This window comes from Sneathiella sp. (genome assembly GCF_036844445.1).
In the GTDB taxonomy this organism is placed as follows: Bacteria; Pseudomonadota; Alphaproteobacteria; order Sneathiellales; family Sneathiellaceae; genus Sneathiella.
The window spans coordinates 83,801-107,274 of record NZ_DAIUFV010000009.1 but is presented as its reverse complement, the minus strand read 5'-3'; the positions used below and the strand labels follow the sequence as shown (position 1 = coordinate 107,274).

Here is a 23,474-nt window from a genome sequence, read left to right as displayed (position 1 = left end):
GGAAATTGCCGAACTGCTAGCGGCGTTTGATGTTGAGCCGATTTCCGCCGGCAGCCTCGGCCTGCCCGAGCCGGTGGAGGATGGCGACAGCTTTATCGCCAACGCGGAAATCAAGGCGCTGGCGGCGGCGCGGGGCGCAGGGATGGTGGCGCTCAGCGATGATTCGGGGTTTTCGGTTGAAGCTCTGGGCGGGGCGCCCGGTATCTTCTCGGCCCGCTGGGCAGGTCCCGGCAAGGACTTTTCCCTTGCTATGCAGAAGGTTGAGGAGGAGTTGCAGAAGAAAGGCGCCGTGACGCCAGAGACGCGCCGGGCGCGCTTTATCTGCGCGCTAACCCTCGCCTGGCCGGACGGCCACGTCGAAAGTTTTGAAGGCACGGTCGAGGGGGTCGCCGTCTGGCCGCCGCGCGGTGACAAGGGCTTCGGTTATGATCCGATTTTCGTCCCCGACGGACATGATCTCACCTTTGCCGAGATGGAGCCGCAGGCGAAGCACGCCATGAGCCATCGTGCCGATGCGTTCCGGCAATTGATCCATGCCTGCTTCCGCGACAAGTAGCGCCCCCGATCCCGGTTTCGGCCTTTACATCCACTGGCCGTTCTGCCGCAGGAAATGCCCCTATTGTGACTTCAACAGCCATGTGCGCGAGAGTGTCGATCAGGCGCGCTGGGCGGCGGCGCTGCTGCGGGAGCTTGACTGGTACGCTGCGCGAACCGACGAGAGACGCCTTTCAAGCATTTTTTTTGGCGGCGGGACGCCGTCGTTGATGAAAGCCCAGACGGTCGGTCGTTTGATTGAAGGCGCGCGGGCGCGCTTTGATTTCGCGGAAGATATTGAAATTACACTGGAAGCGAACCCGACGTCGGTAGAGGCGGCGTCTTTTGCGGGCTATGCCGCCGCCGGGGTGACACGTCTCTCGCTCGGGGTTCAGTCGCTCCGTGATGAAGCACTCAAATTCCTCGGCCGGGAGCATTCGGCGGCGGAGGCGATCAAGGCGATCGAGCTGGCGCGGGCGACATTCACCAATATCTCCTTCGATCTGATCTATGCGCTGCCGGGGCAGGAAGTGAGCGACTGGCAGCAGGATCTCGAACGGGCGCTTGCGCTTGCGGGCGATCATCTCTCCCTTTACCAGCTCACTATCGAGCCCAACACGGGCTTTGCCGGCGCGGTGAAGCGGGGCGAATTTGCGTTGCCGCGCGAAGAGAAGGCGGAAGAGATGTTCGCCCTCACCAACAGCCTTTGTGCGGCTGCGGGACTGCCGGCTTATGAAATCTCCAATCACGCCCGGCCGGGGTTCGAATGCCGTCACAACCTCACCTACTGGCGCTATGGCGCCTATGTCGGCGTCGGACCCGGAGCGCACGGAAGGCTGGTGCAGAATGGCCTTCGCACCGCGTATCAGCAGGTGAGAAGGCCGGAAAGCTGGCTGAAGGCGGTGGAAAAGTCCGGTCACGGCACGGAAAGCGCGACGCCACTTTCCGATACGGTTGAGCGCGCTGAAGAAATGCTGCTCATGGGCCTTCGGCTCGATGAAGGGGTGTGGTTTAAGAATTTCGAGGCGGCGACGGGCGCCCCGATCGGGGCGTTTCTGGATGCCGGGCGGCTAAGGCGCGTGGTTGAGGCGGGGCTGATGGAAATGGACGAGCGCCGTCTCCGCGCGACAAGCGAGGGGCGTTTTGTCCTCAATAGCCTGCTTGCCGAGATCCTAGTTTAACGCCGGTGCGAAGCTCTCGGGCGCCGGCTCAAGCACCTGCAGATTGCGCGGTCCGACCTCGATCACCGCAAGGCCCCGCTCCGCCACGCCGTTTTCGGGAAAGCGGAAGATGCCGTCATAGCCGCTGAAACCGTCCGGATTTTCAATCGCGGCACGGGAGAAGCGGAACTCATCCGGCTGCTGCGCCAATATTCCGGCGAGCGCCATGGCGTCATAGGCGAGGCTTGCAATGCGCGCGGGGTGATAGCCATAGGCGGCGGCAAAACGCTGCTGAAACCCTGCGACAGTCTGCGGCGACGGCGCGGCGAACCAGCCGCCGACAAGCGCAGGCTCCGCCGAAAGCGAGGGGTCTTCCCAGAGACCGGTGCCAATAAACTGCACAATCTCCGGATCGATGTCATAGTAGGACAGAAGCGGTGCAATTTCTTTCAGACGCGCGCCGCCCTCGGGGATGATCAGCGCATCGAACGGCACATCGCCGAAGGTATCCAGCTTTTCAAGCCGGCGCACATAGGCCTGCGACGCCGGATCATCCTTCTCCTTGGCGAGGCGGATTTCCCGATCGAGCGCGCGCTGGCGTGCCGCGTAATCGCCAAGTGCTTTGGCAATATCGTGCAACTCCGGCGCGCCGGGCGCAAGCTGCGCCGGGTAGCGCATGGTCCGCTCCAGCGTCAGGCCAAGCTCTTGCGTGACAATGCGGACATTCTCGACAGCGGCATCCCCATAGGGGCTCTGCGGTGCGAGCACTGCAAACGCCTGTCGGCCCTGGCGATAGGCAAAGTTCATGACCCGGCGGACCTGCTGGCCGACGGTCAGTCCCATCACATAAACACCGTCCCCCGCAACGGCGGTATCGGTTGAGAAGGTGATGACATTGACGCCGCGCCCGGCCGCAAGCGGCTTTATGGTGCTGACCGATGAGGAGAAAAGCGGCCCGAGAATGAGTTCCGCCCCGCCAACAAGCGCTTCGGCTGCCGCGCTTTCCGCACCCCTTGGCGTGCTTGCCGTATCGAATGTCATAAGCCGGATATTCGGGTTGCGAAGGTCAAAAAGCGCCATGTTCGCGGCGTTGAGCAGATCCTGCCCGACGCCTGCGGCCGAGCCCGAAAGCGGCAGCAGAAGGGCGATCTTGATCGGCTCCGGCGCGGCGGGATCACGGGGCGCGCGAAGCCCGACGACGGGTGCTGACGGCGCGATCAGGACGCTGAGCGGATCAGGGGCGGTTTCATCGAGCGGCGCGCTATCGCCTGGCGCATCGTCCGCGCTTTCTCCCCCCGCCTGACCTGTGCTATCCTTGGAGATATCGGTCCGGTCCTTCTCTGCCACGCTCGCCGGCTGGCAGGCGGCGAGGAACAGGAGGGCAAGGCCGAGGATACAGAGCAGGTTGAAGAATTTCCAGCCCGGCCTGAAATCGGCGGCCCTATCGGATTTTCCGCGAAGCACGATATCCACTCCGTTGATGTTTCTGGCGGTTCTGATCTGAAAGACTAGGTAACGCCGGATAGGCGGGCAAGTAAATTGTTGAGACGGGAGGCGAAACAGTTTCGGGGAGGGAATATTTTGACACATCATCCGAAAGCCGCGCGGCTGCACAAACGGCGCCGCGCCTACTTTCGCGGGCGCTGGGCGGAACTCGCTGCGGCGACGCTGCTCCGCGCCAAGGGGTATCGCATTCTGGCGCGGGGCTATCGCCGGCCGGTTGGCGAAGTGGACATCATCGCCCGCCGCGGGCGCGTGCTTGTCGCCGCCGAGGTAAAGTCGCGCGCGAGATTCGCCGATGCGATCGAGGCGATAAGCCCGAGGCAGCGCCGCCGCGTGTCGCGCGCCCTCGAAGCCTTTCTGCAGGAGCGGCCGGATCTTTACGGGCTGGACGTGCGGTTTGATGTTCTGCTTGTCACCTCTTTCCGCCGTCTGCCGCAGCATATACAGGCCGCGTGGGAGTGATGTGGAACAGAGACTTCCCCCTCCCGGAATTTGATTCTATATTGACCCGTCATCATGGCTAAAGGCGTGCTTTCATGAAAACAGTTGCTTCTCTTTTCCTTGCCCTTGCTTCCCTTCTCATTTTGAGCGGCTGCACGCCGACCGTTATTCTCGGCGGGGCGGCCGTTGGCGGTGTTGCTGTCGCCGAGGAGCGCTCGGTCGGCACCGTGGTGGACGACGCCACCATAAAGGTGCAGGTGATGAATGCGATCTTCCAAAATAGCGAGCCGCTGTTCACGTCTACCTCCACCACGGTGGTGGCGGGGTCGGTCCTGATTACCGGTGAAGTGCCGAATGCGGAGGATCGGGTGACGCTGTCGCGGCTGATCTGGGGCGTGAATGGTGTCAAGGAAGTGCATAACGAGGTGACGGTGACCGGCAGCGAGTCAAGCTCGAGCTTCGCCTCCGACAGCCTGATTACGACAAAGCTGAAACTCCGCCTGTTGCGCGACATGGAAATCTACAATATCAACTACTCGGTCGAGACGGTGAGGGGAACGGTCTATCTCATGGGCATCGCCCAGAACGAGGCGGAACTCGAACGGGTGAAGGCGCATGCCCGCGAAATTTCCGGCGTTCGCAGCATCGTCAGCTATGTCAAAATGAAATCGGATCTGTAAGATCCCTCGTGCGGCGGGTGGCGCAGGTGCCTCGCGCCGCCGATACTGTGGTGCATCGCGAAAAATCAAAAGGTCGGAAAAATGAGTCTTGCCGTAGCCATCCAGATGGATCCCATTGAAAATATTGACATAAACGGCGACAGCAGTTTTGTCCTCGGCCTTGAAGCGCAGGCGCGCGGCTACCCTGTCTATCATTACGGTCCGCAGGATATGTCGTTCGCGCAAGGACGCCTGATTGCGAACGCCCGCCCCCTGACGCTCCGCCGCGAGAAGGGAAACCATTTCACGGCCGGGTCGGCCGAGCGGATTGACCTTGCAACCATGGATGTGGTGCTGATGCGCCAGGATCCGCCGTTCGACATGGCCTATATCACGGCGACCCATCTGCTGGAGCATATCCATCCGAAAACGCTGGTCGTCAACGATCCGGTCAGCGTGCGGAACGCGCCGGAGAAGCTGTTCGTCACCCATTTCGCCGGGCTGATGCCGCCGACGCTGATTTCGTCGGACATCCGGGAAATCCGCGCGTTTCGCGCCGAATTCAAGGATATCATTGTCAAGCCGCTCTATGGCAATGGCGGCATCGGGGTGTTTCATATCAAGCCGGACGATGAAAATCTGACGGCGCTCTGCGAGATGTTTACGCAGTTCTACCGCGAACCCATGATCGTACAGAAATATCTGCCCGAAGTGCGGCAGGGCGACAAGCGGATCATCCTGATCGACGGCGAGCCGGCGGGCGCCATCAATCGCGTGCCGCAGGCGGGGGAGGTGCGCTCCAACATGCATGTCGGCGGAACGCCGGTGCAATCCTCGCTGACCGCGCGGGAGGAGGAAATCTGCCGCATCATCGGTCCGGTGCTGAAGGAGCAGGGACTGATTTTCGTCGGAATAGACGTCATCGGCGACTATCTGACGGAGATCAACGTTACATCGCCAACGGGTATTCAGGAGATCAATCGCTTCGACGGCGTGAAGCTTGAAGCGCGGATCTGGGATTGCCTCGAAGAAAAGATCCACGCGCGCCGGGAGAAATAGACGCGCTTCCCTGCAATTTTAACCATGAAGAATTTCTTTTCGCGTGCTATCGTTCTGCACGTGGGGGAGTCTCCAAAGCAAGATGCAGGCAAGAATAAGAACGGTCGCCTTTCAGGGTCTCGACGTGCGCGACGTGGATGTGCAGGTGATGATGGCCGCAGGCCTTCCGGCTTTTACCATCGTCGGCCTTGCGGATAAATCCATCGCCGAAAGCCGCGAGCGCGTGCGGGCGGCGCTGACCTCGCTCGGGATCGGACTGCCGCCAAAGCGCATCACCGTCAATCTGGCTCCGGCGGATCTCCCCAAAGAAGGCGCGCATTATGATCTCCCCATTGCGCTCGGCCTGCTCGCCGCGATGGGCATCCTGCCGGGCGAGGAGCTCGAGAGCTACTATGTCATGGGGGAGCTGTCGCTTGACGGGAGCTGCAACCCGGTCTCGGGCGTGCTGCCGGCGGCCGTCGCGGCCGTGGGAGCGGATCGGAATATGATCTGCCCGGCCGCGTCGGGGCCTGAGGCGGCCTGGGCGGGGGATCTCGAAATTCTTGCTCCTGCGAGCCTGCTTGCGCTGATCAATCATTTCAAGGGCACGCAGGTTTTAAGTCCGCCCCGGCACGGCGATATCGTGGATGATGCGCTGGGCCTGCGCCTTGAAGATATCAAGGGACAGGAGAGCGCCAAGCGCGCGCTGGAGGTTGCGGCGGCGGGTGGCCATAATCTGCTGATGTCCGGGCCGCCGGGATCAGGCAAATCCATGCTCGCCGCGCGCCTGCCGGGACTTCTGCCCCCGCTCGATGCCGAGGAGGCGCTCGAGGTCAATATGATCGCGAGCATCGCCGGGGAGATGCAGGAAGGGCGCCTCTCGCGCCGGCGTCCGTTCCGTGATCCGCATCATTCCACGTCGGTCGCGGCGATGGTCGGCGGCGGACGCGGCGCGAAACCGGGCGAGGTCTCGCTCGCGCACCTCGGGGTCCTGTTTCTCGATGAACTGCCGGAGTTCAATCGCCAGGTTCTGGAAAGCTTGCGCCAGCCCGTCGAAAGCGGCAAGGCGGTGGTCGCCCGCGCCAATCTGCATGTCACCTATCCGGCGCGGGTGCAGCTTGTCGCGGCCATGAACCCCTGCCGCTGCGGCCATCTCGATGATGCTGCGCTTGCCTGTTCACGCGCACCGAAATGCGCCGGCGAATACCGTTCCCGCATTTCCGGCCCGATGCTCGATCGTATCGATATCCATGTGGACGTGCCCGCCGTCTCGGCGGCGGATCTGAGCCTGCCGCCGCCAAAGGAAACGACCGAGATCGTCGCCGCGCGCGTCCGCCGGGCGCGGGAGATCCAGCGCCAGCGCTATCGCGGGATCGATCATCCGGTGCCGATACGCACCAACGCGGATGCGGAAGGCGAAATACTGGAGCGCGCCGTGACGCTGGACGCCTCGGCGAACGCGCTCCTGCATGAGGCGATCGGCAAGCTGAAACTTTCGGCGCGCGGCTATCACCGGGTTCTGCGGGTTGCTCGTACCCTCGCCGATCTTGCCGAAAGCGAAAACGTCCACCGCACGCACATCGCCGAAGCGCTGGAATACCGCCGCCGCCTCGCCTTCGCGGGTTAACGCGGGAGCGCGCGGGGCGCGGGGCGGTTACTTGTTCTTGTTGACGTCAATTTCCTCAAGCAGGCGGCGGGCCTCATCGCCGGCGGGTGTGTTGCTGGCGAGCTCAAGGACGCGCAGCCAGTCCTGTCGCGCCGCCTCGATCTCGCCGCTTCGGGCGCGAAGAATGCCGCGTTCATTGAGGGCTTCGGGAAGCGCGGGGTTGAGCAATAACGCCCGCTCCACATCTTCGCGCGCCCGCGCCATGTCGCCAAGATGACGCTGCGCGGCGCTGCGGAAGGTGAGCGCATCAGCGCGCGCGGGATCGATGCGAAGCGCGTGATCGAGATCGTTGAATGCCGCCTGATAATCGGCGAGCTGGGCGTAGACGCGGCTGCGGTCGATGCGAAGATCGACATTATCAGGCTCCAGCGTCAGGCCAGCCGTGGCCGCCGTAAGGGCGCGATCATATTCCTCGCCGAGCAGCCAGGCATTGACGGTCTGCGTGAGCACGCTCACCAGAAGCGGGGAGCCCGCCTTTTGCATATCCTCCGCAAGTTCCTCGAGCGTCAGCGCCGCATGGTCGTATTTCTTCATTGCGACGAGGGCAAGGGCAACGCAGTGACGGGCCGGAAATCCGCCGCCCGCATCACGCCAGGCCAGCGCGGATTCAAACGCTTTCTCGGGCTCTCTCCGGGTCAGGGTCAGGCAGGCTTCATATTCATTCGCCTCTTTCGTCGCCTGCGCGAAGGCGAGGCTCGCATCAACCGGCGCAAGGAAAATGAGGCCGAGGCCTGCGAAAATAAGCCGATGGAAAGAGGTGTGCGGGCGCATAAAATGCCTTAAATTGGACGTTATTCGGCTCTAATGCCGAAAAGGATCAAGATCATTTTGGGAGTTCTAGCATGAACAGACTGGTAATCGCCACCGTTGCTTTCCTCGCCCTCGCTCCGATGGCCGCGGCCGCGGATATGCCGCACCCGCGGTTCGCGATGCAGGATCAGGTCATTCTCGATCTGACGAATGAAGGCTGGGTGAAAACAGATACGGCGCGGGTCACCGTCCTTGTCGAACTGGTACAGCAGGAGCAAAGCGGAGATGATCTCAAGAAGCGGATCGATGCCTCTCTCCTTGCGCTTGCCAAAGACGTCGACTGGCGGATTACCTCGTCCCGCCAGCAGCTCGATCAGACGGGGCTGAACCGCTGGTACGTAACGGCGGAAGCGCGCATTCCGGAGGCGGCGATCGACGGCCTGCAGGACCGCGCGAAGGAGAGCAGCACGCCCGGCTACAAGGTGTCGATCGCGGACGTAGATTTTACCCCCTCGCTTGAAGAGTTCGAAGCGCTTCGCGCCGATCTTCGCAGCAAGCTCTATCAGCAGGCGCTTGACGAGGTGGAACGTCTCAACAAGGTGATGCCGGGGGCGGGCTACCATGTGAAGCGGGTCGATTTCGTACAGGCGGGACCGATGCCGATGCATGACTATGCGCGCGCGCAGCCGATGATGAAAGCTGCGATGGCGGCCGAATCCGCGCCATCAGGCGGGGGCGGGGCGGAGTTGCTGGTCTCGGTGAAGCAGTCGGTGTCGGCGCGCGTTGTGCTTGCGCGGACGGATGATCCGGCAGCCAAGGATGACTAACCGCGAAATAGAGCTGTTCTGCTTCGGCTTCGGCTTTACGGCCGCGCGTATCGCCGCGGACTTTCCCGAAATCGGAGTGCGGGGGACCAGCCGCACTCCGGCCGGCAAAAGGACGCCGGGCGGCGCGCCGCTGATCGCGTTCGAGCGGGGGAGGAAGGTCGAGAATTTCGCCGAGCGTGCGGCGGATGTGACACATATCCTCCTTTCCATCCCGCCGGATGCGGCGGGTGATCCCGTTTTTGATACCATGGCGGAGGAGTTGCTCCGCCTGCCGAAGCTCAACTGGGTCGGCTATCTCTCGACAACCGGCGTATATGGAAACCGTGATGGCGGCTGGGTGGATGAGACGAGTCCCCTAGCGCCAAGCGGTATACGCGGCCGGCGCCGCCTGCAGGCGGAGGAGGCTTGGCTCGGGCTTCATAACGATGCGGGCCTGCCGGTGCATATCTTTCGCCTGCCGGGCATTTACGGGCCGAGTCGAAACCAGCTGACCTCGCTCCGCTCAGGCAAAGCGCGGCGGATCAATAAGCCCGGGCAGGTCTTCTCCCGCATTCATGTTGCGGATCTTGCAAGGATTCTCGTCGCCTCGATGCGCCGGCCTGATCCGGGCTCGATCTATAATGTTGCCGATGATGAGGCAGCGCCGCCGCAGGACGTCGTCGCCTATGCCGCAGAGCTTCTTGGCGTAACGCCGCCGCCCCTGATTGACTATAATGAGGCGGATCTCACCCCTATGGCGCGCAGCTTCTATGACGACAGCAAGCGTGTCAGCAATGCGAAAATCAAGTCGGAACTTGGGATTTCGTTGATGTATCCTACCTATAGAGAGGGTCTGGCGGCTTTGCTTGACGCCGAAATGAGTATATAACCGATGTCATAGAGGCAGATGAGGTCCTTCGGGTTGGTAAATGGCACGAACGAAATGCTTTGATCGTCAGGACGCGCTGGAGAAAGCCATGAAAGCTTTCTGGGCGAAAGGCTATGAGGCCACCTCAATCCAGGATCTGGTTGACTGCATGGGCATCAACCGCGGCAGCCTCTATGATACCTTCGGCGATAAGCGACGGCTTTTTCTTGAGGCGCTCGATCAGTATGGCACCGGCGCGATCCTGCGAACGGACAGCCTGCGCGGTGACGGCGATCCGCGTGAACTGCTATCAAAGTTTCTCTATGTTTTCATGCAAAAGCAGGTGACCGATCCTATTCGGCGCGGCTGTTTCATGACCAATGCCGCGGTGGAGCTGAGTTCGCGCGATGACGAATGCGCGGAACGGGTGCGGGAGTTCTTCGCCGAGCTTGAAACGATCCTGAAGGAGCTGATCGCCCGCGGCCAGAGGGAAGGGGTGTTCACCTCGCGTCAGGATCCCGGCCGCCTTGCCGCCTATTTCGTGTGCGTCATGCAGGGCCTGCGGGTGATCGGAAAAGTGACCCCCGAAGAGGAAACCCTGCGGCCCATGGTCGATGTGGCGCTCACCGTCCTCGACCGGGAATGAGCGATTACAGCCTCAGCTTCTGGTCGGCAGCGTTTCAGGCGGCCTCCTTTATCTGCCTTATGGCGATTCCCTGGACCGACGGTAAAATCCGCATCAGTGTCGCGGTGATTGGTGCCATTGGTATCGCGACGATCCTCGGGTTTCAGCTTTATGTCGGCGTGCAGCATGACGACATCGGGCTCGGCATTGACCTCGCGACGATGACAATTTTCAATGTGATCTTGTTTGTCGCGCTGAGCTGGGGGGCGGAACGGCTGTTCCGCCTTTATCTCCTGAAACGCCGCAAGGGGCGCAACCCGCCGCCCCTATGATTTCGCCAGATAATGGCGGATCAGCGCCTTGGCTTCGGGCGAATCCCACTCGGCGGGACCGACAAGCCGGCCGACTTCCTTGCCTTCCGCATTCAGGATCAGCGTTGCCGGAAGGCCGAATGCGCCGGCACTGCGGCTCGACTGGCTGCTCTTGTCGTTGATCGGCGCAAGGCTTCTGATCGCATATTGATCAAAGAATTCTGTCACCTTCTCCATCCCCTGCAGATCCTGTCCGACGGCGAGAACGGTGAAATCATCGCCGCCAAGTTCTGCCTGCAGCCGGTCAAGGCTCGGCATTTCCTCGCGGCAGGGGGCGCACCATGTCGCCCAGAAATTCACAACGAGCACCCGACCCCGGTAGTCGGAAAGCTTCTCTTCCGCGCCCGCCGCATTCAGGAAGGTGAAATCCTTGACGGGCCGCGGTTCGTCATAGGGCGCGAATTTCGCCATCTCGCCCGTCAGCAGCGCGTCGAGATTCTGAGAGAAAGCAGTTGATGTTCCGGCTGCAAGCCCTGTAAATGTAAGCAGCAACATCAGGCTGATGAATTTCATGGGTCTGGTTATCATAATCATTAAACGTCCAACAGTTACAAAGTGAGCCCGAGAATGAGCGCAAACGAGCTTTGGGGCGGCCGGTTCGCCAAAGGCCCCGCCGAAATCATGGAACGGATCAACGCGTCCATCGACTTTGACCGCCGGCTCTATGCACAGGATATAGCGGGTTCCATGGCGCATTCCAGTATGCTGATGGCCTGCGGCATTATATCGCGCGAGGACGGCGAGAAAATACAGCAGGGATTGCAGGCTATTCTGAAGGAAATCGAGGCTGGCAATTTCAAGACCGACCCGGCGCTCGAAGACATCCATATGCATGTCGAGGTGCGCCTGCGTGAGCTGATCGGCGATGCCGCCGGACGGCTGCACACCGCGCGCTCGCGCAACGATCAGGTGGCGACCGATTTCCGCCTCTGGGTGCGCGATACCATGGATCATCTGGACGGCGAGCTTGCCGATCTGCAGGATGCGCTCCTCGATCAGGCCGAAGCCGAGGCGGAGACGGTGATGCCGGGCTTCACCCATCTGCAGGCGGCGCAGCCGGTCACCTTCGGCCATCATATGCTGGCCTATGTCGAGATGTTCGCCCGCGACCGCGGCCGCCTTCGCGATGCGCGGGCGCGGCTCAATGAAAGCCCGCTGGGTTCCGCGGCGCTTGCCGGCACCTCCTTCCCCATCGACCGCGAGATGACGGCGAAGGCGCTCGGGTTTGACCGGCCGACGGCAAACTCGCTCGACGGTGTTTCAGACCGTGATTTCGCGCTCGAATTTTTGAGCTTCGCCTCGATCACGGCGATGCACCTGTCGCGTCTTGCCGAGGAGATTGTCATCTGGTCGAGCGCACAGTTCCGCTTTGTCGAATGCTCCGACAGCTTTTCCACCGGCTCCTCCATCATGCCGCAGAAGAAGAACCCGGACGCGGCGGAGCTGATCCGCGGCAAGGCGGGACGGAGCGCGGGGGCCTTCATGTCGCTCCTGATGATGATGAAGGGCCTGCCCATGACCTATGGCAAGGACATGCAGGAGGATAAGGAGCCAGTATTCGATGCTGCCGACAATCTGCAGCTCTGCCTCGCCGCCATGACCGGGATGATCCGCGATATCACGGTAAACGGTGACGTCATGACGGCCGCCTCCGGCATGGGCTTTACGACGGCGACCGATCTTGCAGACTGGCTGGTGCAGAAGCTGAATATGCCCTTCCGCCAGGCGCATCATGTGACCGGCGCGCTCGTCAAGCTCGCCGAAAGCAAGGGATGCGGGCTTGAGGATCTCTCGCTCGCCGAGATACAGACGGTGGAGAGTGGCATCACCGATGATATATATAACGTCCTTGGCGTCGGGAATTCGGTCGCAAGCCGCGTGAGCTACGGCGGGACGGCGCCGCTTCGGGTTCGCGAACAGATTGCGCGCTGGCGGAAGATCCGGAGCGACGAGGGGAGCAAGACATGATCCGCAAACTTGTTTCACTGATGATCGTGACGGGCATGGCGCTCTCGCTTGCCGCCTGCGGCGTCAAAAGCGACCCGAAATATGTGCCCGATGCGCCGAAGGCCGAACAGAAGAACAGCTGATTTTTCAAGATTGAGACGATGGATCACTTTAATTACCGCAACGGCGAGCTGTACGCCGAGGATATCCCGCTTCGCCGTATCGCTGAAGAGGTGGGCACGCCTTTCTACTGCTATTCCACCGCCACGCTGGAGCGCCATTACAAGGTTTTCTCGGGTGCCTTTGACGGCGTGAATGCGCTTGTGTGCTTCGCGCTGAAAGCAAATTCCAATCAGGCGGTGATCCGCACGCTCGCACGGCTCGGATCCGGCGCGGATGTGGTCTCGGAAGGCGAGCTTCGCCGGGCGATTGCCGCGGGCATTCCGGCCGGAAAGATCGTTTTCTCCGGCGTTGGCAAGAAGCCCGAAGAGATGCGCGCCGCGCTTACCCTCGGGATCCATCAGTTCAACGTGGAATCGGAACCGGAACTCCATCTCCTCAGCGAGATTGCGGCGGGTATGGGAGTAAAAGCGCCGATCGCCTTTCGCGTCAATCCCGATGTCGATGCGAAAACCCATGCGAAAATTTCGACAGGCAAGGCGGAGAACAAGTTCGGCGTGCCGTGGCAGGATGTGTCGCGCATTTATGCCGATGCGGCGGCGTTGCCGGGGATCGAGATCAAGGGCGTCGATGTCCATATCGGCTCGCAGCTTACCGATCTTGAGCCCTATCATCATGCGTTTACGCGCGTCGCCGAACTGGTGCAGCAGCTCAGGAGCGAGGGGCATGAGATCACCCGCGTCGACCTTGGCGGCGGCCTTGGCATTCCCTATGACGAGGCGATCCCGCCGCTGCCGACGGCCTATGCGGCTGTCGCGCTCGAAGCGGTTGGCAATCTCGGCTGCCAGATCATTCTGGAACCCGGCCGGCTGATCGTCGGCAATGCGGGCGTTCTCGTCTCGGAAGTGATTTATGTGAAGCAGGCGACGACGCGCAAATTCATCATCCTCGATGCTGCCATGAATGATCTCGTCCGCCCCGCTCTCTATGACGGCTATCATCATATCGATCCCTTGCGCGAGGATCAGAAGCAGGGTGCCTATAGCCCCGCCGATGTGGTGGGTCCGGTCTGTGAGACCGGCGATACCTTCGCCCGCGGGCGCGATATGCCGGAGGTCCTTGCGCGCGGCGATCTTGTCGCCTTTCGGAGCGCCGGCGCCTATGGCGCGGTGATGGCCTCCACCTACAACACGCGGCCGCTCGTGCCGGAAGTGCTGGTGAAGGGCGATCAATATGCAGTGATCAGGGCGCGGCCGAGCTTGGATGAAATGATCAATCTTGATATACTCCCCGTTTGGCTGGAGTAATATCGAGGCTGAATGCAACGCGATCATGCGAGTGACGAAAAGGGATATGGATTAGGGTTTGAGATCCGCATTCTGTTGGCGCGGGCCAATCTTCTGCTGGAAGAGGGCTGGCGCGAAGGTCGCTGGTTTTTCTCTATTGCGGGATTGTTTATCGGCCTGTCGCTGCTCGATCTGTGGTCTGTCGTCCCCTCGTGGCTGCATGTCCTCGGACTGATCCTTTTCTCCGTCGCGGCTCTTGTCAGCCTTTATCTCGCCGCGCGAAATTTCCGCATTCCGGACCGTAGCCGCGCCCTTGGCTATCTCGAGGCGCGGAACACGCTGGCGCATCGACCGCTTCGCGCCCTCGGGGATCGCTCGGAGGCCGAGAAGAAGGGGCAATCCCCGTCCGGGCGGATGTGGCGGATCTATCAGAAGTCCCTCCGCCGTTATGTGACGGGGCTGAAAGTCGGGGCGCCCAATCTCGATATCGGGGCAGGCGACAGTTACGGCCTCCGCGGCGGTGTTATTCTTCTCCTTGTCGCCGCCTTTATCGTTGCGGGTCCGCGCGCGGGCGAGCGTCTTTATGCGGCGGTGACGCCCGGCGTGGGGGCGTCTGCCGTGCCCGCGGATGTAACCGCCTGGATCACCCCGCCCGTCTACACAGGCCAGGCGCCGATCCTGCTCGGCGCGCTTCCACCGGATGGCGGCGCTCCCAAGACCTATGTGGTGCCGGCCAAAAGCAGCTTTATCGCGCATATTTTCGGCGGCGGATCGGCCCGTCCCGTCCTGAAACTTGACGGCGAAAGTCAGGATTTCGTGGCGGTGGACGAGCGGAACTTCCAGATCGAAGCCGAGTTTGATCGCAGCATGACCGTCGAGATTGAGAAGGCGGGCGACGTCATTGCCAGCTGGAAACTGACGATCATTCCCGACGAGGCGCCGACGGCGGAGCTGATCGCCGATCCGGAAGTGACCGAGCGTTCTGCCTTCCGGCTGCAATACCGGGCGACGGACGATTACGGGGTCATGCGCATCGGCGGCGAAATCCGCCGCGAGAATTCCGATGAGGTCATTGAACTTCCGCTGCCGACGCCGGGACGCGGCTCGAAACAGGTGGTCTCCAAAAGCTATCACGACCTGACCGCGCATCCGTGGGCAGGTCTGCCGGTCACGCTCCGTCTCTACGCCGAGGATCAGATCGGCCAGCGTGGCTATTCGGAGCCCCATAACTATGTCCTGCCTGAGCGGCGTTTTATGCATCCGGTTGCGCGGGTGCTGATCGAGCAGCGGAAGTATCTTGCGACCGATCCGACAGGAAATCGCGACAACGCTGCGCTGGTTCTGGATGCGCTCGCCGGACTGCCCGAAACCTATGACAATGATGTAACGGTCATGCTCGCCCTCGCGACGGCGGGCGCGTTGCTTCGCAACAGTGAAGAGCAGAAGGCGGTCGATGACGCCTCCGATATTATGTGGGAGACGGCGCTGCGGCTGGAAAACGGTGGCTTGTCGCTCGCCGAGGCGGCATTGCGCGCGGCGCAGGAAGCGCTGATGGAAGCGCTCAACCGCGATGCCAGCGACGAGGAAATCAAGCGGCTGATGGATGAGCTCCGAAGCGCCATGGAGAATTTCCTTCGCGCCCTTGCAGAGCAGCAGCCGATGGAAGAGCAGCCGGTCGATCCGAACAGTCAGGACCAGATTGTGCGCTCGCAGGATCTGCAGCAGATGCTCGACCGGATCGAGGAGCTTGCCCGCGGCGGTGCGAAAGATTCCGCCCGCGAGATGCTGAGCCAGCTTCAGGATATGATGGAGAATTTGCGCATGGCCCGCCCGCAGACGCCGACGGACGGCCAGCAGGCGCAGCAGGAAATGCTGAATGAGCTTGGCGAGATGATGCGCCAGCAGCAGCAGTTGCTGGACCAGACATACCGTCAGTCACAGGGCCAGCGCCTGCAGCAGCCGGAGCGCAGCCAGCCGGGCCAGCCGGGCCAGCAGGGCCAGCGGCCGCAGCCTGGTCAGGACGGGCAGCAGGGCGAGAGCCTTCAGGATCTTTCGAAGCGGCAGGAGGCCTTGCGCCGCCAGCTCGGCGAGCTGATGCGGCGTCTTGGTGAGCAGGGTGAGATCCCCGACGCGCTCGGCCGGGCGGAGCGGTCGATGAATGAGGCGCGCGACGCGCTGCAGGAGGGCAGGGAAGGCCCGGCGATCGAATCGGAAGGCAACGCGCTTGAAAATCTTCAGCAGGGCAGTCAGGATCTGGCCGAGCAGATGATGCAGGATGGCCAGGGACAGGGGCCGCAGCAGGCAGGCCCCGGTCAGCCGGGCGAAGGGCGCGATCCGCTCGGGCGCTCCATCGAGGAACAGGGAACGCAAGGCAATGTCTCGGAAAGCGCCACCATACGGGGCAAGAGCGAGGCGTTCAGCAAGAGCCGTGATATCCGCAACGAACTGCAGCGGCGGCTTTCCGACCCGGCCCGTCCGGTGATCGAAAAGGACTATTTGCGCCGGTTGCTGGATATTTTTTAAGCCGGCGGGAAATTCCTGCTAAAGTCCCGCCCATGACAGCAGATCATCCCTTCGCAGAGTATATCCGGATCCTCGGCAAGGGGCCGAAAATGTGGCGCGACCTCACCTTCGAGGAGGCGTGCGACGCCATGGACATGGTGCTCGATGACAGGGTCGAGCCGATGCAGCTTGGCGCATTTCTGCTGCTGCTGCGCCGCAAAGGGGAGACGGGCACCGAACTTGCCGGCATGGTTGCCGCGGCGCAGGGACATTTCCTGGAGCAGGGGATTGAGGCTGCCGTCGATGTCGACTGGCCGTCCTACGCCGATCGGCACCGCCAGCAGCCGTGGTTCATTCTCGCCGCGCGGCTCCTGGCTGATCAGGGCTACAAGGTGCTGATGCACGGCATTGCCGGATATTCAGAGAATTATGCGCCGACGCGGCCGGGCCTTGCGGTGTTTCACGTGAAGCAGGCGACGTCACTTTCGGAGGCGGCAGCGGCGCTTGCAGAGGATAATTTCGTCTATCTCGGACTTGAGCATTTTTGCCCCGCCGTTCAGGCGCTTTTTGAACTTCGACCGATTCTCGGGGTGCGGACGGCGGTGAATACTTTTGCGCGCGATCTCAATCCCTTTCATGCGCCCTATCAGCTACAGGGCGTTTTCCACCCGCCCTATCAGGCCCTGCATCTTGCGACTGCCGAGACGCTTGGCCAGCCGCATGTCGCGATTTTCAAGGGCGGCGGCGGCGAGGTATTGCGAAACCCGATGAAACCAGCTCAAATTGACGCGCTGGTGGGCGGGGAGTATGTCCCTGAAATCTGGCCCGCCCTGACTGGGGAGACGACCTATAAATGGCGCGAGGAGGATCTCGCGCCGGAGCAGCTTCTTCGCATGTGGCAGGGGAAGCTTGCGCTGCCAGTCCCGGAGCTTGCGATCACGGGAACGCTCGCCGTGGCGCTGAAGATGCTGGACCCATCGCTTGACTGCGCCGCCGCCGATGTCCGCGCCCGTGACATCTGGGAAAGTCGGGACAGGCGCCGCTTCGATTGATCCGCCGGACTAATCCGCCTCATACCACCAGAGATCAGCGGAGGTTCCCCAGAAGGATGCGGTGTCGGGCAGCCGAATTTCCGGCCAATGTGCGAGCCACTGCCGGTCGGTGTAGTAGAGCGGAATGACATAATGGCCGAACAGCAGGACCCGGTCGAGCGCGCGGACGGCGGTTTCAAGCGTCTCGCGGTCTTTCGCCGTGGCAATGCGGTCGATGAGGCTGTCGACTGCGGCGAGCCGGATACCGGGATAGTTCCGGGTGCCGGGCGTGCTCGCGGCCTGGCGGCTCCAGTAGAACGCCTGCTCGTTGCCGGGTGACAGCGACTGGCCCCAGTTATTGATGATCATGTCGAAGTCGTAGTCATTCAGCCGGTTCTGATAGCTCGCCGTATCAACCTGCCGGACCGTGCTGCGGATCCCAAGCGTCTCGAGGTTGCGCTGAAACGGCGTGATCAGACGAATGAAATCCGTATTATTGACCAGAAATTCAATTTCAAACGGTCGACCGCTCTCCCTGTTCGTGAGGCGCCCATTCGCAATGTCATACCCGGCGCTCGCCAGCAGTTCTTTGGCCCGGCGCAGGTTCTCCCGCGCCCGGCCGCTGCCGTCGGTTGCGGGGAGGGAAAATGTGTCGGTGAAGATTTCAGGGGGGAGTTCATCCCGAAAAGGGGCAAGCAGCGCGCGCTCTGCATCCGGGATCGGGCCTCTTGCGGCAAGCGGCGAATTCTCGAAATAGCTCGACAGCCGCTTGTAAAGGCCGTGAAGGATGCGGCTGTTCAGCCATTCAAAATCAAATGCGTATGTCAGCGCCTCCCGCACGCGGATATCGCTGAACTTCTCCGCCCTCGTATTGAAGACGAGCGCCTGCATGGGCGCGGGAAGGGAAAGCTCCGGCTCCGATTTCACAAACTGTCGGCCGTGGCGCGTCGCTATATCATATCCGCGGGCCCATCGCCCGACATCGGTCTCAAAACGCGCATCCAGCGTTCCCGCCTTGAACGCTTCAAATGCGATGTCATCATCGCGGAAGAAATCATAGGTCACGGTCTCGAAATTGAAGCGCCCCCGGTTCTGGGGCAGATGCCAGCCCCAGAAATTCTCATCGCGCCGGTAGACGATCCGCCGCCCGGGATCGACGCGGTCGATCAGATAGGGACCGGAGCCGATAAACGGGCTGAGCGAGCTTGTCTCGAAGCTTCTTGTCTCAAAGGCGGCTTTGGGGAGGACACTCATCAGGCCCATAATCAGCGGCATCTCAAACCGTCCCTCCGCCTCGAAGCTGAAGCGGATCGCGGCTGGCGACAGAATTTCCGCCTCCGTTACCTTGCGATAGTAGGTCTGGACATTGGGCCGCCCCTTGTTGCGAAGGATCTCAAAGGAGAAAAGCACATCTTCCGCAGTGATCGGACTGCCGTCGGAGAAATACGCCTGCGGGTCGAGATTGAAGATTATCCAGCTTCGATCGGGCGCCACTTCGATGGACTTCGCGATATTGGCGTAGAGCGTGAACGGCTCGTCGCGGGATCGCTCCAGCAGCGTCTGATAGACGTGATTGAGGCCGAGCGGGGGCACGCCCTTCAGGATGAACGGATTGAGACTGTCGAAACTGCCGATGGCGCCAAGACGCAGATGCCCGCCGATGGGCGCCTCGGGATTGACATAGTCGAAATGGGTGAAACCTGGCGGATACTTCGCCGCGCCGTGCATGGCGATGGCGTGAACGGGCGCCGTCTCTTCTGCGGCGGCAGCGACGGCCGCGGGCAGAAGAAGCAAAGCGGCAATGAGACAACGCACCAATATACGCACGACTAGGCTCGGCTCCGGATAAGAACGGCAAGTTTATCGACCAGTCGCGGCATGTCTTCTTCCCTTGTCCCGGCAAAGCCGAGGATCAGCCCCGTCTGCCGGGTCGGCAGATTGTAAAAGCTCGAAAGCGCCCGCACCAGCATTCCCTGCGCCGCCGCCGCGCGCTCGATCTCCCTATCATGGATATGCGGCGGCAGAAAGGCGACAAGATGCATTCCCGACGCGGGCGCCGAGATGCGCAGCAGGTCGCCGAGCTTCTCCTCCAGCAGGGCAACGAGACGCGCCTGCCGCGCCTCGTAAAGCTGGCGTGTGCGGCGCACATGGGAGGCGAGGTAGCCTTCATTGATAAAATCGGCGAGCGCGGCTTCCGGCACGGCGGCGGAGTGGCTGTCGATGATGCGGCGAAGTGCGAGGAACACATCGACAAGATCTTCCGGCACCACCATGTAGCCGACCCTGAGCCCCGAAAACATGATCTTGCTCATGGTGCCGACATAAAGGACGCGATTGTCGTCATCCAGCCCCTGCAGCGAGGTGAGCGGCCGTCCGGCGTAGCGGTATTCGCTGTCATAGTCGTCTTCGAGAATGAAGCGGCCGGTCTCTTTCGCCCAGCGCAGCAGCTCGAGCCGGCGGGCGAGCGACATCGTCTGGCCGAGCGGATACTGGTGCGAGGGGGAAATGCAGGCGAGCCGGGCATCGGGCGCAAGCTTAAGGGCGGCATCGAGCGAGAAGCCTTCCTCATCAACGGGAACGGAGACCGGTGTCGCGCCCGCGGCAAGGATCGATGCGCGAAAGCCCGGATATCCCGGCTCTTCCATCCAGATGGCATCGCCCGGTTCGGCAAAGGCGCGCACCACCAGATGGATCGCCTGCTGCGATCCCGAAAGAACGATGACCTGATCGGCGTGACAGCGCACCGCGCGGGTCTCGCCAAGATAGGTGGCAAGGGCTTCACGGAGCGCCTTCGTTCCGCCGACGGGATTGTCGACGAGCGCGTCGAGCTTCGGGCGGCGCCAGTGGCGGGCGAGCAGGCGTGCCCAGTCATCGAAAGGGAAGACGTCGAGCGCCGGCAGGCCCGGCGAAAACGGACGGCTGCGCACTTCGGATGTGATTTTCTGCCCCTCGAACGGCGCGGCCATTTTTGAGAGATAGATTTCGCGCGGGCGCGTCTCCCCCTTCCGGCCATTTTTCGATCGTTGCAGGAGGTCATCGGGCAACTGGTCCGAGACGTAGGAGCCCGCGCCGGTGCGGCTGATGAGGTACCCTTCTGCGGTGAGCTGGTCGTAGGCGGCGAGCACGGTGTTGCGCGATATCGACTGGTCCGCCGCGAGCGCGCGGCTTGAGGGAAGGCGCGCGCCCGGCTTCAGCCGGCCTTCGAGAATGGCCTGGCGCAGACCGAGGAACAGTTGCCGGTGCAGCGGCGTATCGCTTAAAGGATTCAGGCTGAGCGTGCTGAGCTGCGCATTCTTGAGGCGACGGGGCATAGCTGTAGATCAATGGTTCTCTAGACTGGCTTCAATCTACGGGAGATTGGAACCAATTGCACGAATATCCGCCGCCATGGCAGAATATCATCAAGTTTTTCGGCGCTTCATTGTAATCTTGGGAAAAAGCGCGAGATAATAATTATCAGCGATCTTCAGGATGAGGAGATACAAATGTCGGCTACAACCGAAATTGCCTATTTTGCAGCGGGCTGCTTCTGGGGCGTGGAGGCGGCATTCCGGCGGGTGAAGGGTGTCAGGGAAACCGTCGTCGGATATCAGGGCGGCATCACCGCCAATCCGACCTATCAGGATGTCTGCTCCGGACAGACGCAACATGCCGAGGTGGTGCAGGTCGTTTTTGATCCGCGCGAGATAAGCTATGCCGAATTGCTGGACGTGTTCTGGATGAACCACGATCCGACGACGCTAAACCGTCAGGGCCCGGATATTGGCACCCAGTATCGCAGCGCGATCTTCTATCGTGATCAGGCGCAGAAGGCGATTGCCGAAGAATCAAAAGCCGCGCAGGACCGGAGCGGAAACTTCCGCCGGCCGATCGTGACCGAGATTTCACCGGCGCTCGACTTTTATCCGGCGGAAGACTACCACCAGCAGTATCTGGAAAAACGCGGTCTCGCGACCTGCCATATCTGAACGCGCGCTTGCGTCATGTCGCGGCCAGGTTTCAGACTTGCTTGTGGGTATGCCGGTTCGCCCGTGCGTGAGGACGGCTATTTTTTGCTCATCTCGTCGATGCGCTTCTGCATCGCCTGAAGCTGTTCGCGCAGTTCCCGCATCATCTCGGCTGTCTGATCGGGCGCGGTTTCTTTCTCTTTCGCGGGAGCCTCGCTCCGGCTCACCTCGCTGTCGCGGGCGCTTGCGGCCCCGGCGAAGAAGGACGGCGGGGAAAACATGCGAATGGCCTGGCTGAACATATCCATGTTCTTGCGGCCCATTTCCTCGAACTGCTTGAACATCGGGTTCGTGGTCAGATTTTCGGGCAGCAGATCCCGCATCTTGTCCTGATTATCGGTGAAGGAACGCATGGACATTTCAAGATAGTCCGGCACGATTGTCTGTAGCCGATCGCCATAGAAGCCGATCAGCTGGCGCAGGAAATTGATCGGCAGAAGATTTTGCCCCTTGGCTTCCTCCTCGAAAATGATCTGGGTCAGCACGGAGCGGGTGATATCCTCGTTCGACTTCGCATCATAGACAACGAAATCGGTCCCGTCCTTGACCATCCGGCTCAGATGATCGAGCGTGACGTAGGACGAGGTGGCCGTGTTATACAGCCGGCGATTTGCGTATTTCTTGATGACAACGGGTTTTTTGTCAGTCGTCGTTTTCTCAGCCACAATGTCTCCCTACCCTGACTGTAAGAGATTTGGTTACCTATTTTCGCCTGTATTTGTTGCGCTGCGCAAGTTTTATTGTGCAACGCCGTTGCGAAAAATGTATTTTACTCACTGAAATATACACCATCGCGCGTTGGTATCATCCTGTGCAAACATATATATAATGGCGTGAGGGCCGCGCCGGTTGTCCAGCCTGCCGCCACCCGGTCCGGCGAGCGCCTCCGGCTTTCAGACCGTGATAATCGATGATGACAGATGCTCCAGACATAACGCGGCCTCCCCGCCGCCTCGGGCCAAGACCTCTCGCGCTGCACCTCGGACTCGCGACGACATCTGTCGCCTCATCCTTTGCGACGCTGCCGCTTCGGGAACAGGGCCGGATCGATCTGCCCGTTCCGCTTCCGGCAGAACTGGAAGAGATCGCGCGGCGCGCGGCGCTCGACGGGGCTCCTGCGCATTTGGACGCGCTGGCGGCGCAGGGCCGCAGCCTTGTGGAAGAGATGATCGAAGGCATCCGCCGCTATCACGCGCATCCTTACCGCCGCGCCGATCCGGCGCGTCCCGTGCTCTGGCGGGACGGGACGACGACCCTGCTCGACGGGGCACCCTCCGCGCCGGCAACGGCGCCGATCGTCCTGCTGGTGCCCTCGCTCGTCAACCCGTCTTATGTGCTCGATCTGATGCCGGGACGGAGTTTCGTCGATTATCTCGCCGCTCGCGGCCTGCATCCGCTAATGGTCGACTGGAACGCGCCGGGTGAGGCCGAGCGCGGCTTCGATACGTCCGCCTATGTCTCCCGGCGGATCATTCCGATGCTGGATTTCGCCGCCGGGCGGTATCCGGAGGCTCCCCTCCATCTCGCGGGTTACTGCATGGGTGGCACGCTCGGGCTTGCGGCGGCGATCCGCCGGCAGAGCCGGATAAAAAGCCTGATCGCCATTGCAACGCCGTGGGATTTTCACGCGGGCTATGAGGCCGATGCGCGCGGGCTTCTCGATCAGTCAGATTTCTGGGCGAGTATCCTGAACGGCTTTGGCGAGCTGCCCGTCGATCTCCTGCAGACCCTTTTTGTCAGCCTCGATCCCGGTCTCGGGCTTCGCAAATTCGGCCGCTTTGCAAGGATGGATATGCGCTCGGACGAGGCGCGGGAATTCGTCGCCATTGAAGATTGGCTGAACGAAGGCCATCCGCTTCCTCGCGGCGTCGCAGAGGATGTCCTGAACGGCTGGTACGCCCGAAACGAGCCTGTGCAAAATCAATGGATGGTTGACGGCATCGCGGTGCGGGCGCAGGATATGACCCTGCCGTCGCTTATCGCCGTTCCTGAAACAGACAGAATTGTTCCGCGCCTCTCCGCCCTTGCGCTGGCGGAGGCATTGCCGCGATCGACCGTGATCACTTCGCCGTCCGGGCATGTCGGGATGATGGCGGGACGGCAGGCTTCGAGCGGATTATGGCGGCAGGCCGCTGACTGGATTGCGACAAGCTGACGCGC

22 protein-coding genes and 1 pseudogene are annotated in these 23,474 nt (G+C 61.6%); 17 read left to right on the top strand and 6 right to left on the bottom strand.

Annotated features, from left to right (window positions below; translation table 11 throughout):
* Positions 1–7: 7 nt before the first annotated feature.
* Positions 8–556: pseudogene (locus tag V7Z56_RS15330) on the top strand (non-canonical purine NTP pyrophosphatase); the annotation flags it as partial.
* Positions 534–1,715 (top strand): radical SAM family heme chaperone HemW, encoded by a 1,182-nt coding sequence (gene hemW, locus V7Z56_RS15325; RefSeq protein WP_334130437.1) that lies wholly within the window; start codon positions 534–536, stop codon positions 1,713–1,715. The pseudogene V7Z56_RS15330 and the gene hemW, both read left to right, overlap by 23 nt.
* On the opposite strand, the gene V7Z56_RS15320 is transcribed toward hemW, so the two are convergent.
* On the bottom strand, positions 1,707–3,167 hold the full coding sequence (locus V7Z56_RS15320; RefSeq protein ID WP_334130436.1) for a penicillin-binding protein activator: 1,461 nt from the start codon (positions 3,165–3,167) through the stop codon (positions 1,707–1,709). The genes hemW and V7Z56_RS15320 overlap by 9 nt on opposite strands.
* 108 nt (positions 3,168–3,275) lie before the next feature.
* Between V7Z56_RS15320 and V7Z56_RS15315 the strand changes: the two genes are divergently transcribed.
* The 4 genes from V7Z56_RS15315 to V7Z56_RS15300 all read left to right on the top strand — a co-directional run bounded on the left by V7Z56_RS15315 (position 3,276) and on the right by V7Z56_RS15300 (position 6,962).
* Positions 3,276–3,659 (top strand): YraN family protein, encoded by a 384-nt coding sequence (locus tag V7Z56_RS15315; protein ID WP_334130435.1) that lies wholly within the window; start codon positions 3,276–3,278, stop codon positions 3,657–3,659.
* Between the two features lie 74 nt (positions 3,660–3,733).
* Positions 3,734–4,318 (top strand): BON domain-containing protein, encoded by a 585-nt coding sequence (locus V7Z56_RS15310; RefSeq protein ID WP_334130434.1) that lies wholly within the window; start codon positions 3,734–3,736, stop codon positions 4,316–4,318.
* A gap of 81 nt (positions 4,319–4,399) precedes the next feature.
* Entirely contained in the window at positions 4,400–5,356 is a 957-nt protein-coding gene (gshB, locus tag V7Z56_RS15305) for a glutathione synthase (RefSeq protein ID WP_334130433.1), read from the top strand.
* An 82-nt stretch (positions 5,357–5,438) separates the two neighbouring features.
* Positions 5,439–6,962, top strand: a complete 1,524-nt coding sequence (locus tag V7Z56_RS15300; RefSeq protein ID WP_334130432.1) for a YifB family Mg chelatase-like AAA ATPase — start codon at positions 5,439–5,441, stop codon at positions 6,960–6,962.
* 27 nt (positions 6,963–6,989) lie between these two features.
* Here V7Z56_RS15300 and V7Z56_RS15295 read toward each other — a convergent pair whose 3' ends face one another.
* On the bottom strand, positions 6,990–7,772 hold the full coding sequence (locus V7Z56_RS15295; RefSeq protein WP_334130431.1) for a tetratricopeptide repeat protein: 783 nt from the start codon (positions 7,770–7,772) through the stop codon (positions 6,990–6,992).
* A 71-nt stretch (positions 7,773–7,843) separates the two neighbouring features.
* Between V7Z56_RS15295 and V7Z56_RS15290 the strand changes: the two genes are divergently transcribed.
* Genes V7Z56_RS15290 through V7Z56_RS15275 form a run of 4 tightly spaced genes read left to right on the top strand, consistent with a single transcriptional unit; the run spans position 7,844 to position 10,382 of the window.
* Complete coding sequence (locus V7Z56_RS15290) at positions 7,844–8,578, top strand: SIMPL domain-containing protein (protein WP_334130429.1); 735 nt, start codon at positions 7,844–7,846, stop codon at positions 8,576–8,578.
* Positions 8,571–9,446: an SDR family oxidoreductase gene (locus tag V7Z56_RS15285; RefSeq protein ID WP_334130428.1), complete on the top strand. Its 876-nt coding sequence runs from the start codon at positions 8,571–8,573 to the stop codon at positions 9,444–9,446. The genes V7Z56_RS15290 and V7Z56_RS15285 overlap by 8 nt, the downstream gene beginning before the upstream one ends.
* A 40-nt stretch (positions 9,447–9,486) precedes the next feature.
* Complete coding sequence (locus V7Z56_RS15280; protein WP_334130427.1) at positions 9,487–10,071, top strand: TetR/AcrR family transcriptional regulator; 585 nt, start codon at positions 9,487–9,489, stop codon at positions 10,069–10,071.
* The gene (locus V7Z56_RS15275; RefSeq protein ID WP_334130426.1) at positions 10,068–10,382 is read left to right on the top strand and encodes a hypothetical protein; all 315 of its coding nucleotides are present in this window, start codon (positions 10,068–10,070) and stop codon (positions 10,380–10,382) included. The genes V7Z56_RS15280 and V7Z56_RS15275 overlap by 4 nt, the downstream gene beginning before the upstream one ends.
* Here the strand turns inward: V7Z56_RS15275 and V7Z56_RS15270 are convergent.
* Entirely contained in the window at positions 10,377–10,934 is a 558-nt protein-coding gene (locus V7Z56_RS15270) for a TlpA family protein disulfide reductase (RefSeq protein ID WP_334130425.1), read from the bottom strand. The genes V7Z56_RS15275 and V7Z56_RS15270 overlap by 6 nt on opposite strands.
* A gap of 54 nt (positions 10,935–10,988) precedes the next feature.
* On the opposite strand from V7Z56_RS15270, the gene argH reads away from it, so the two are divergent.
* The 5 genes from argH to V7Z56_RS15245 are packed head-to-tail and all read left to right on the top strand — an operon-like array spanning position 10,989 to position 17,328.
* Complete coding sequence (gene argH / locus V7Z56_RS15265) at positions 10,989–12,389, top strand: argininosuccinate lyase (protein WP_334130423.1); 1,401 nt, start codon at positions 10,989–10,991, stop codon at positions 12,387–12,389.
* On the top strand, positions 12,386–12,511 hold the full coding sequence (locus tag V7Z56_RS15260) for a hypothetical protein (protein ID WP_334130422.1): 126 nt from the start codon (positions 12,386–12,388) through the stop codon (positions 12,509–12,511). The genes argH and V7Z56_RS15260 overlap by 4 nt, the downstream gene beginning before the upstream one ends.
* Positions 12,512–12,529: 18 nt before the next feature.
* The gene (gene lysA, locus V7Z56_RS15255; protein WP_334130421.1) at positions 12,530–13,795 is read left to right on the top strand and encodes a diaminopimelate decarboxylase; all 1,266 of its coding nucleotides are present in this window, start codon (positions 12,530–12,532) and stop codon (positions 13,793–13,795) included.
* Between the two features lie 12 nt (positions 13,796–13,807).
* Positions 13,808–16,297, top strand: coding sequence for a TIGR02302 family protein (locus tag V7Z56_RS15250; protein WP_334130419.1), 2,490 nt, complete (start codon positions 13,808–13,810; stop codon positions 16,295–16,297).
* 32 nt (positions 16,298–16,329) lie between these two features.
* A complete protein-coding gene (locus V7Z56_RS15245) occupies positions 16,330–17,328 on the top strand; it encodes a glycosyl transferase family protein (protein WP_334130417.1) in 999 nt (332 codons plus the stop codon).
* A 9-nt stretch (positions 17,329–17,337) separates the two neighbouring features.
* Here V7Z56_RS15245 and V7Z56_RS15240 read toward each other — a convergent pair whose 3' ends face one another.
* Both V7Z56_RS15240 and pdxR read right to left on the bottom strand, forming a co-directional pair.
* The gene (locus tag V7Z56_RS15240; protein ID WP_334130416.1) at positions 17,338–19,134 is read right to left on the bottom strand and encodes an extracellular solute-binding protein; all 1,797 of its coding nucleotides are present in this window, start codon (positions 19,132–19,134) and stop codon (positions 17,338–17,340) included.
* A gap of 2 nt (positions 19,135–19,136) precedes the next feature.
* Positions 19,137–20,618: a MocR-like pyridoxine biosynthesis transcription factor PdxR gene (pdxR, locus tag V7Z56_RS15235; protein ID WP_334130415.1), complete on the bottom strand. Its 1,482-nt coding sequence runs from the start codon at positions 20,616–20,618 to the stop codon at positions 19,137–19,139.
* Positions 20,619–20,792: 174 nt separating this feature from the next.
* On the opposite strand from pdxR, the gene msrA reads away from it, so the two are divergent.
* Positions 20,793–21,275: a peptide-methionine (S)-S-oxide reductase MsrA gene (gene msrA, locus V7Z56_RS15230; protein ID WP_334130414.1), complete on the top strand. Its 483-nt coding sequence runs from the start codon at positions 20,793–20,795 to the stop codon at positions 21,273–21,275.
* A gap of 77 nt (positions 21,276–21,352) precedes the next feature.
* On the opposite strand, the gene phaR is transcribed toward msrA, so the two are convergent.
* Complete coding sequence (phaR, locus tag V7Z56_RS15225; protein ID WP_334130413.1) at positions 21,353–21,979, bottom strand: polyhydroxyalkanoate synthesis repressor PhaR; 627 nt, start codon at positions 21,977–21,979, stop codon at positions 21,353–21,355.
* A gap of 248 nt (positions 21,980–22,227) precedes the next feature.
* Here phaR and V7Z56_RS15220 point away from each other — a divergent pair, with 248 nt between their 5' ends.
* Positions 22,228–23,469: an alpha/beta fold hydrolase gene (locus V7Z56_RS15220; protein ID WP_334130412.1), complete on the top strand. Its 1,242-nt coding sequence runs from the start codon at positions 22,228–22,230 to the stop codon at positions 23,467–23,469.
* Positions 23,470–23,474 lie beyond the last annotated feature (5 nt).

Excerpts from the sequence above, each read along its gene's own strand:
- pdxR (WP_334130415.1), bottom strand. The coding sequence starts at position 20,618 with ATGCCCCGTCGCCTCAAGAATGCGCAGCTCAGCACGCTCAGCCTGAAT.
- V7Z56_RS15250 (WP_334130419.1), top strand. The coding sequence starts at position 13,808 with ATGCAACGCGATCATGCGAGTGACGAAAAGGGATATGGATTAGGGTTT.
- V7Z56_RS15275 (WP_334130426.1), top strand. The coding sequence starts at position 10,068 with ATGAGCGATTACAGCCTCAGCTTCTGGTCGGCAGCGTTTCAGGCGGCC.
- V7Z56_RS15245 (WP_334130417.1), top strand. The coding sequence starts at position 16,330 with ATGACAGCAGATCATCCCTTCGCAGAGTATATCCGGATCCTCGGCAAG.
- V7Z56_RS15295 (WP_334130431.1), bottom strand. The coding sequence starts at position 7,772 with ATGCGCCCGCACACCTCTTTCCATCGGCTTATTTTCGCAGGCCTCGGC.
- lysA (WP_334130421.1), top strand. The coding sequence starts at position 12,530 with ATGGATCACTTTAATTACCGCAACGGCGAGCTGTACGCCGAGGATATC.
- hemW (WP_334130437.1), top strand. The coding sequence starts at position 534 with ATGCCTGCTTCCGCGACAAGTAGCGCCCCCGATCCCGGTTTCGGCCTT.
- V7Z56_RS15285 (WP_334130428.1), top strand. The coding sequence starts at position 8,571 with ATGACTAACCGCGAAATAGAGCTGTTCTGCTTCGGCTTCGGCTTTACG.
- V7Z56_RS15260 (WP_334130422.1), top strand. The coding sequence starts at position 12,386 with ATGATCCGCAAACTTGTTTCACTGATGATCGTGACGGGCATGGCGCTC.
- msrA (WP_334130414.1), top strand. The coding sequence starts at position 20,793 with ATGTCGGCTACAACCGAAATTGCCTATTTTGCAGCGGGCTGCTTCTGG.
- V7Z56_RS15280 (WP_334130427.1), top strand. The coding sequence starts at position 9,487 with ATGGCACGAACGAAATGCTTTGATCGTCAGGACGCGCTGGAGAAAGCC.
- argH (WP_334130423.1), top strand. The coding sequence starts at position 10,989 with ATGAGCGCAAACGAGCTTTGGGGCGGCCGGTTCGCCAAAGGCCCCGCC.
- V7Z56_RS15290 (WP_334130429.1), top strand. The coding sequence starts at position 7,844 with ATGAACAGACTGGTAATCGCCACCGTTGCTTTCCTCGCCCTCGCTCCG.
- V7Z56_RS15310 (WP_334130434.1), top strand. The coding sequence starts at position 3,734 with ATGAAAACAGTTGCTTCTCTTTTCCTTGCCCTTGCTTCCCTTCTCATT.
- V7Z56_RS15270 (WP_334130425.1), bottom strand. The coding sequence starts at position 10,934 with ATGAAATTCATCAGCCTGATGTTGCTGCTTACATTTACAGGGCTTGCA.
- gshB (WP_334130433.1), top strand. The coding sequence starts at position 4,400 with ATGAGTCTTGCCGTAGCCATCCAGATGGATCCCATTGAAAATATTGAC.
- V7Z56_RS15300 (WP_334130432.1), top strand. The coding sequence starts at position 5,439 with ATGCAGGCAAGAATAAGAACGGTCGCCTTTCAGGGTCTCGACGTGCGC.
- V7Z56_RS15220 (WP_334130412.1), top strand. The coding sequence starts at position 22,228 with ATGACAGATGCTCCAGACATAACGCGGCCTCCCCGCCGCCTCGGGCCA.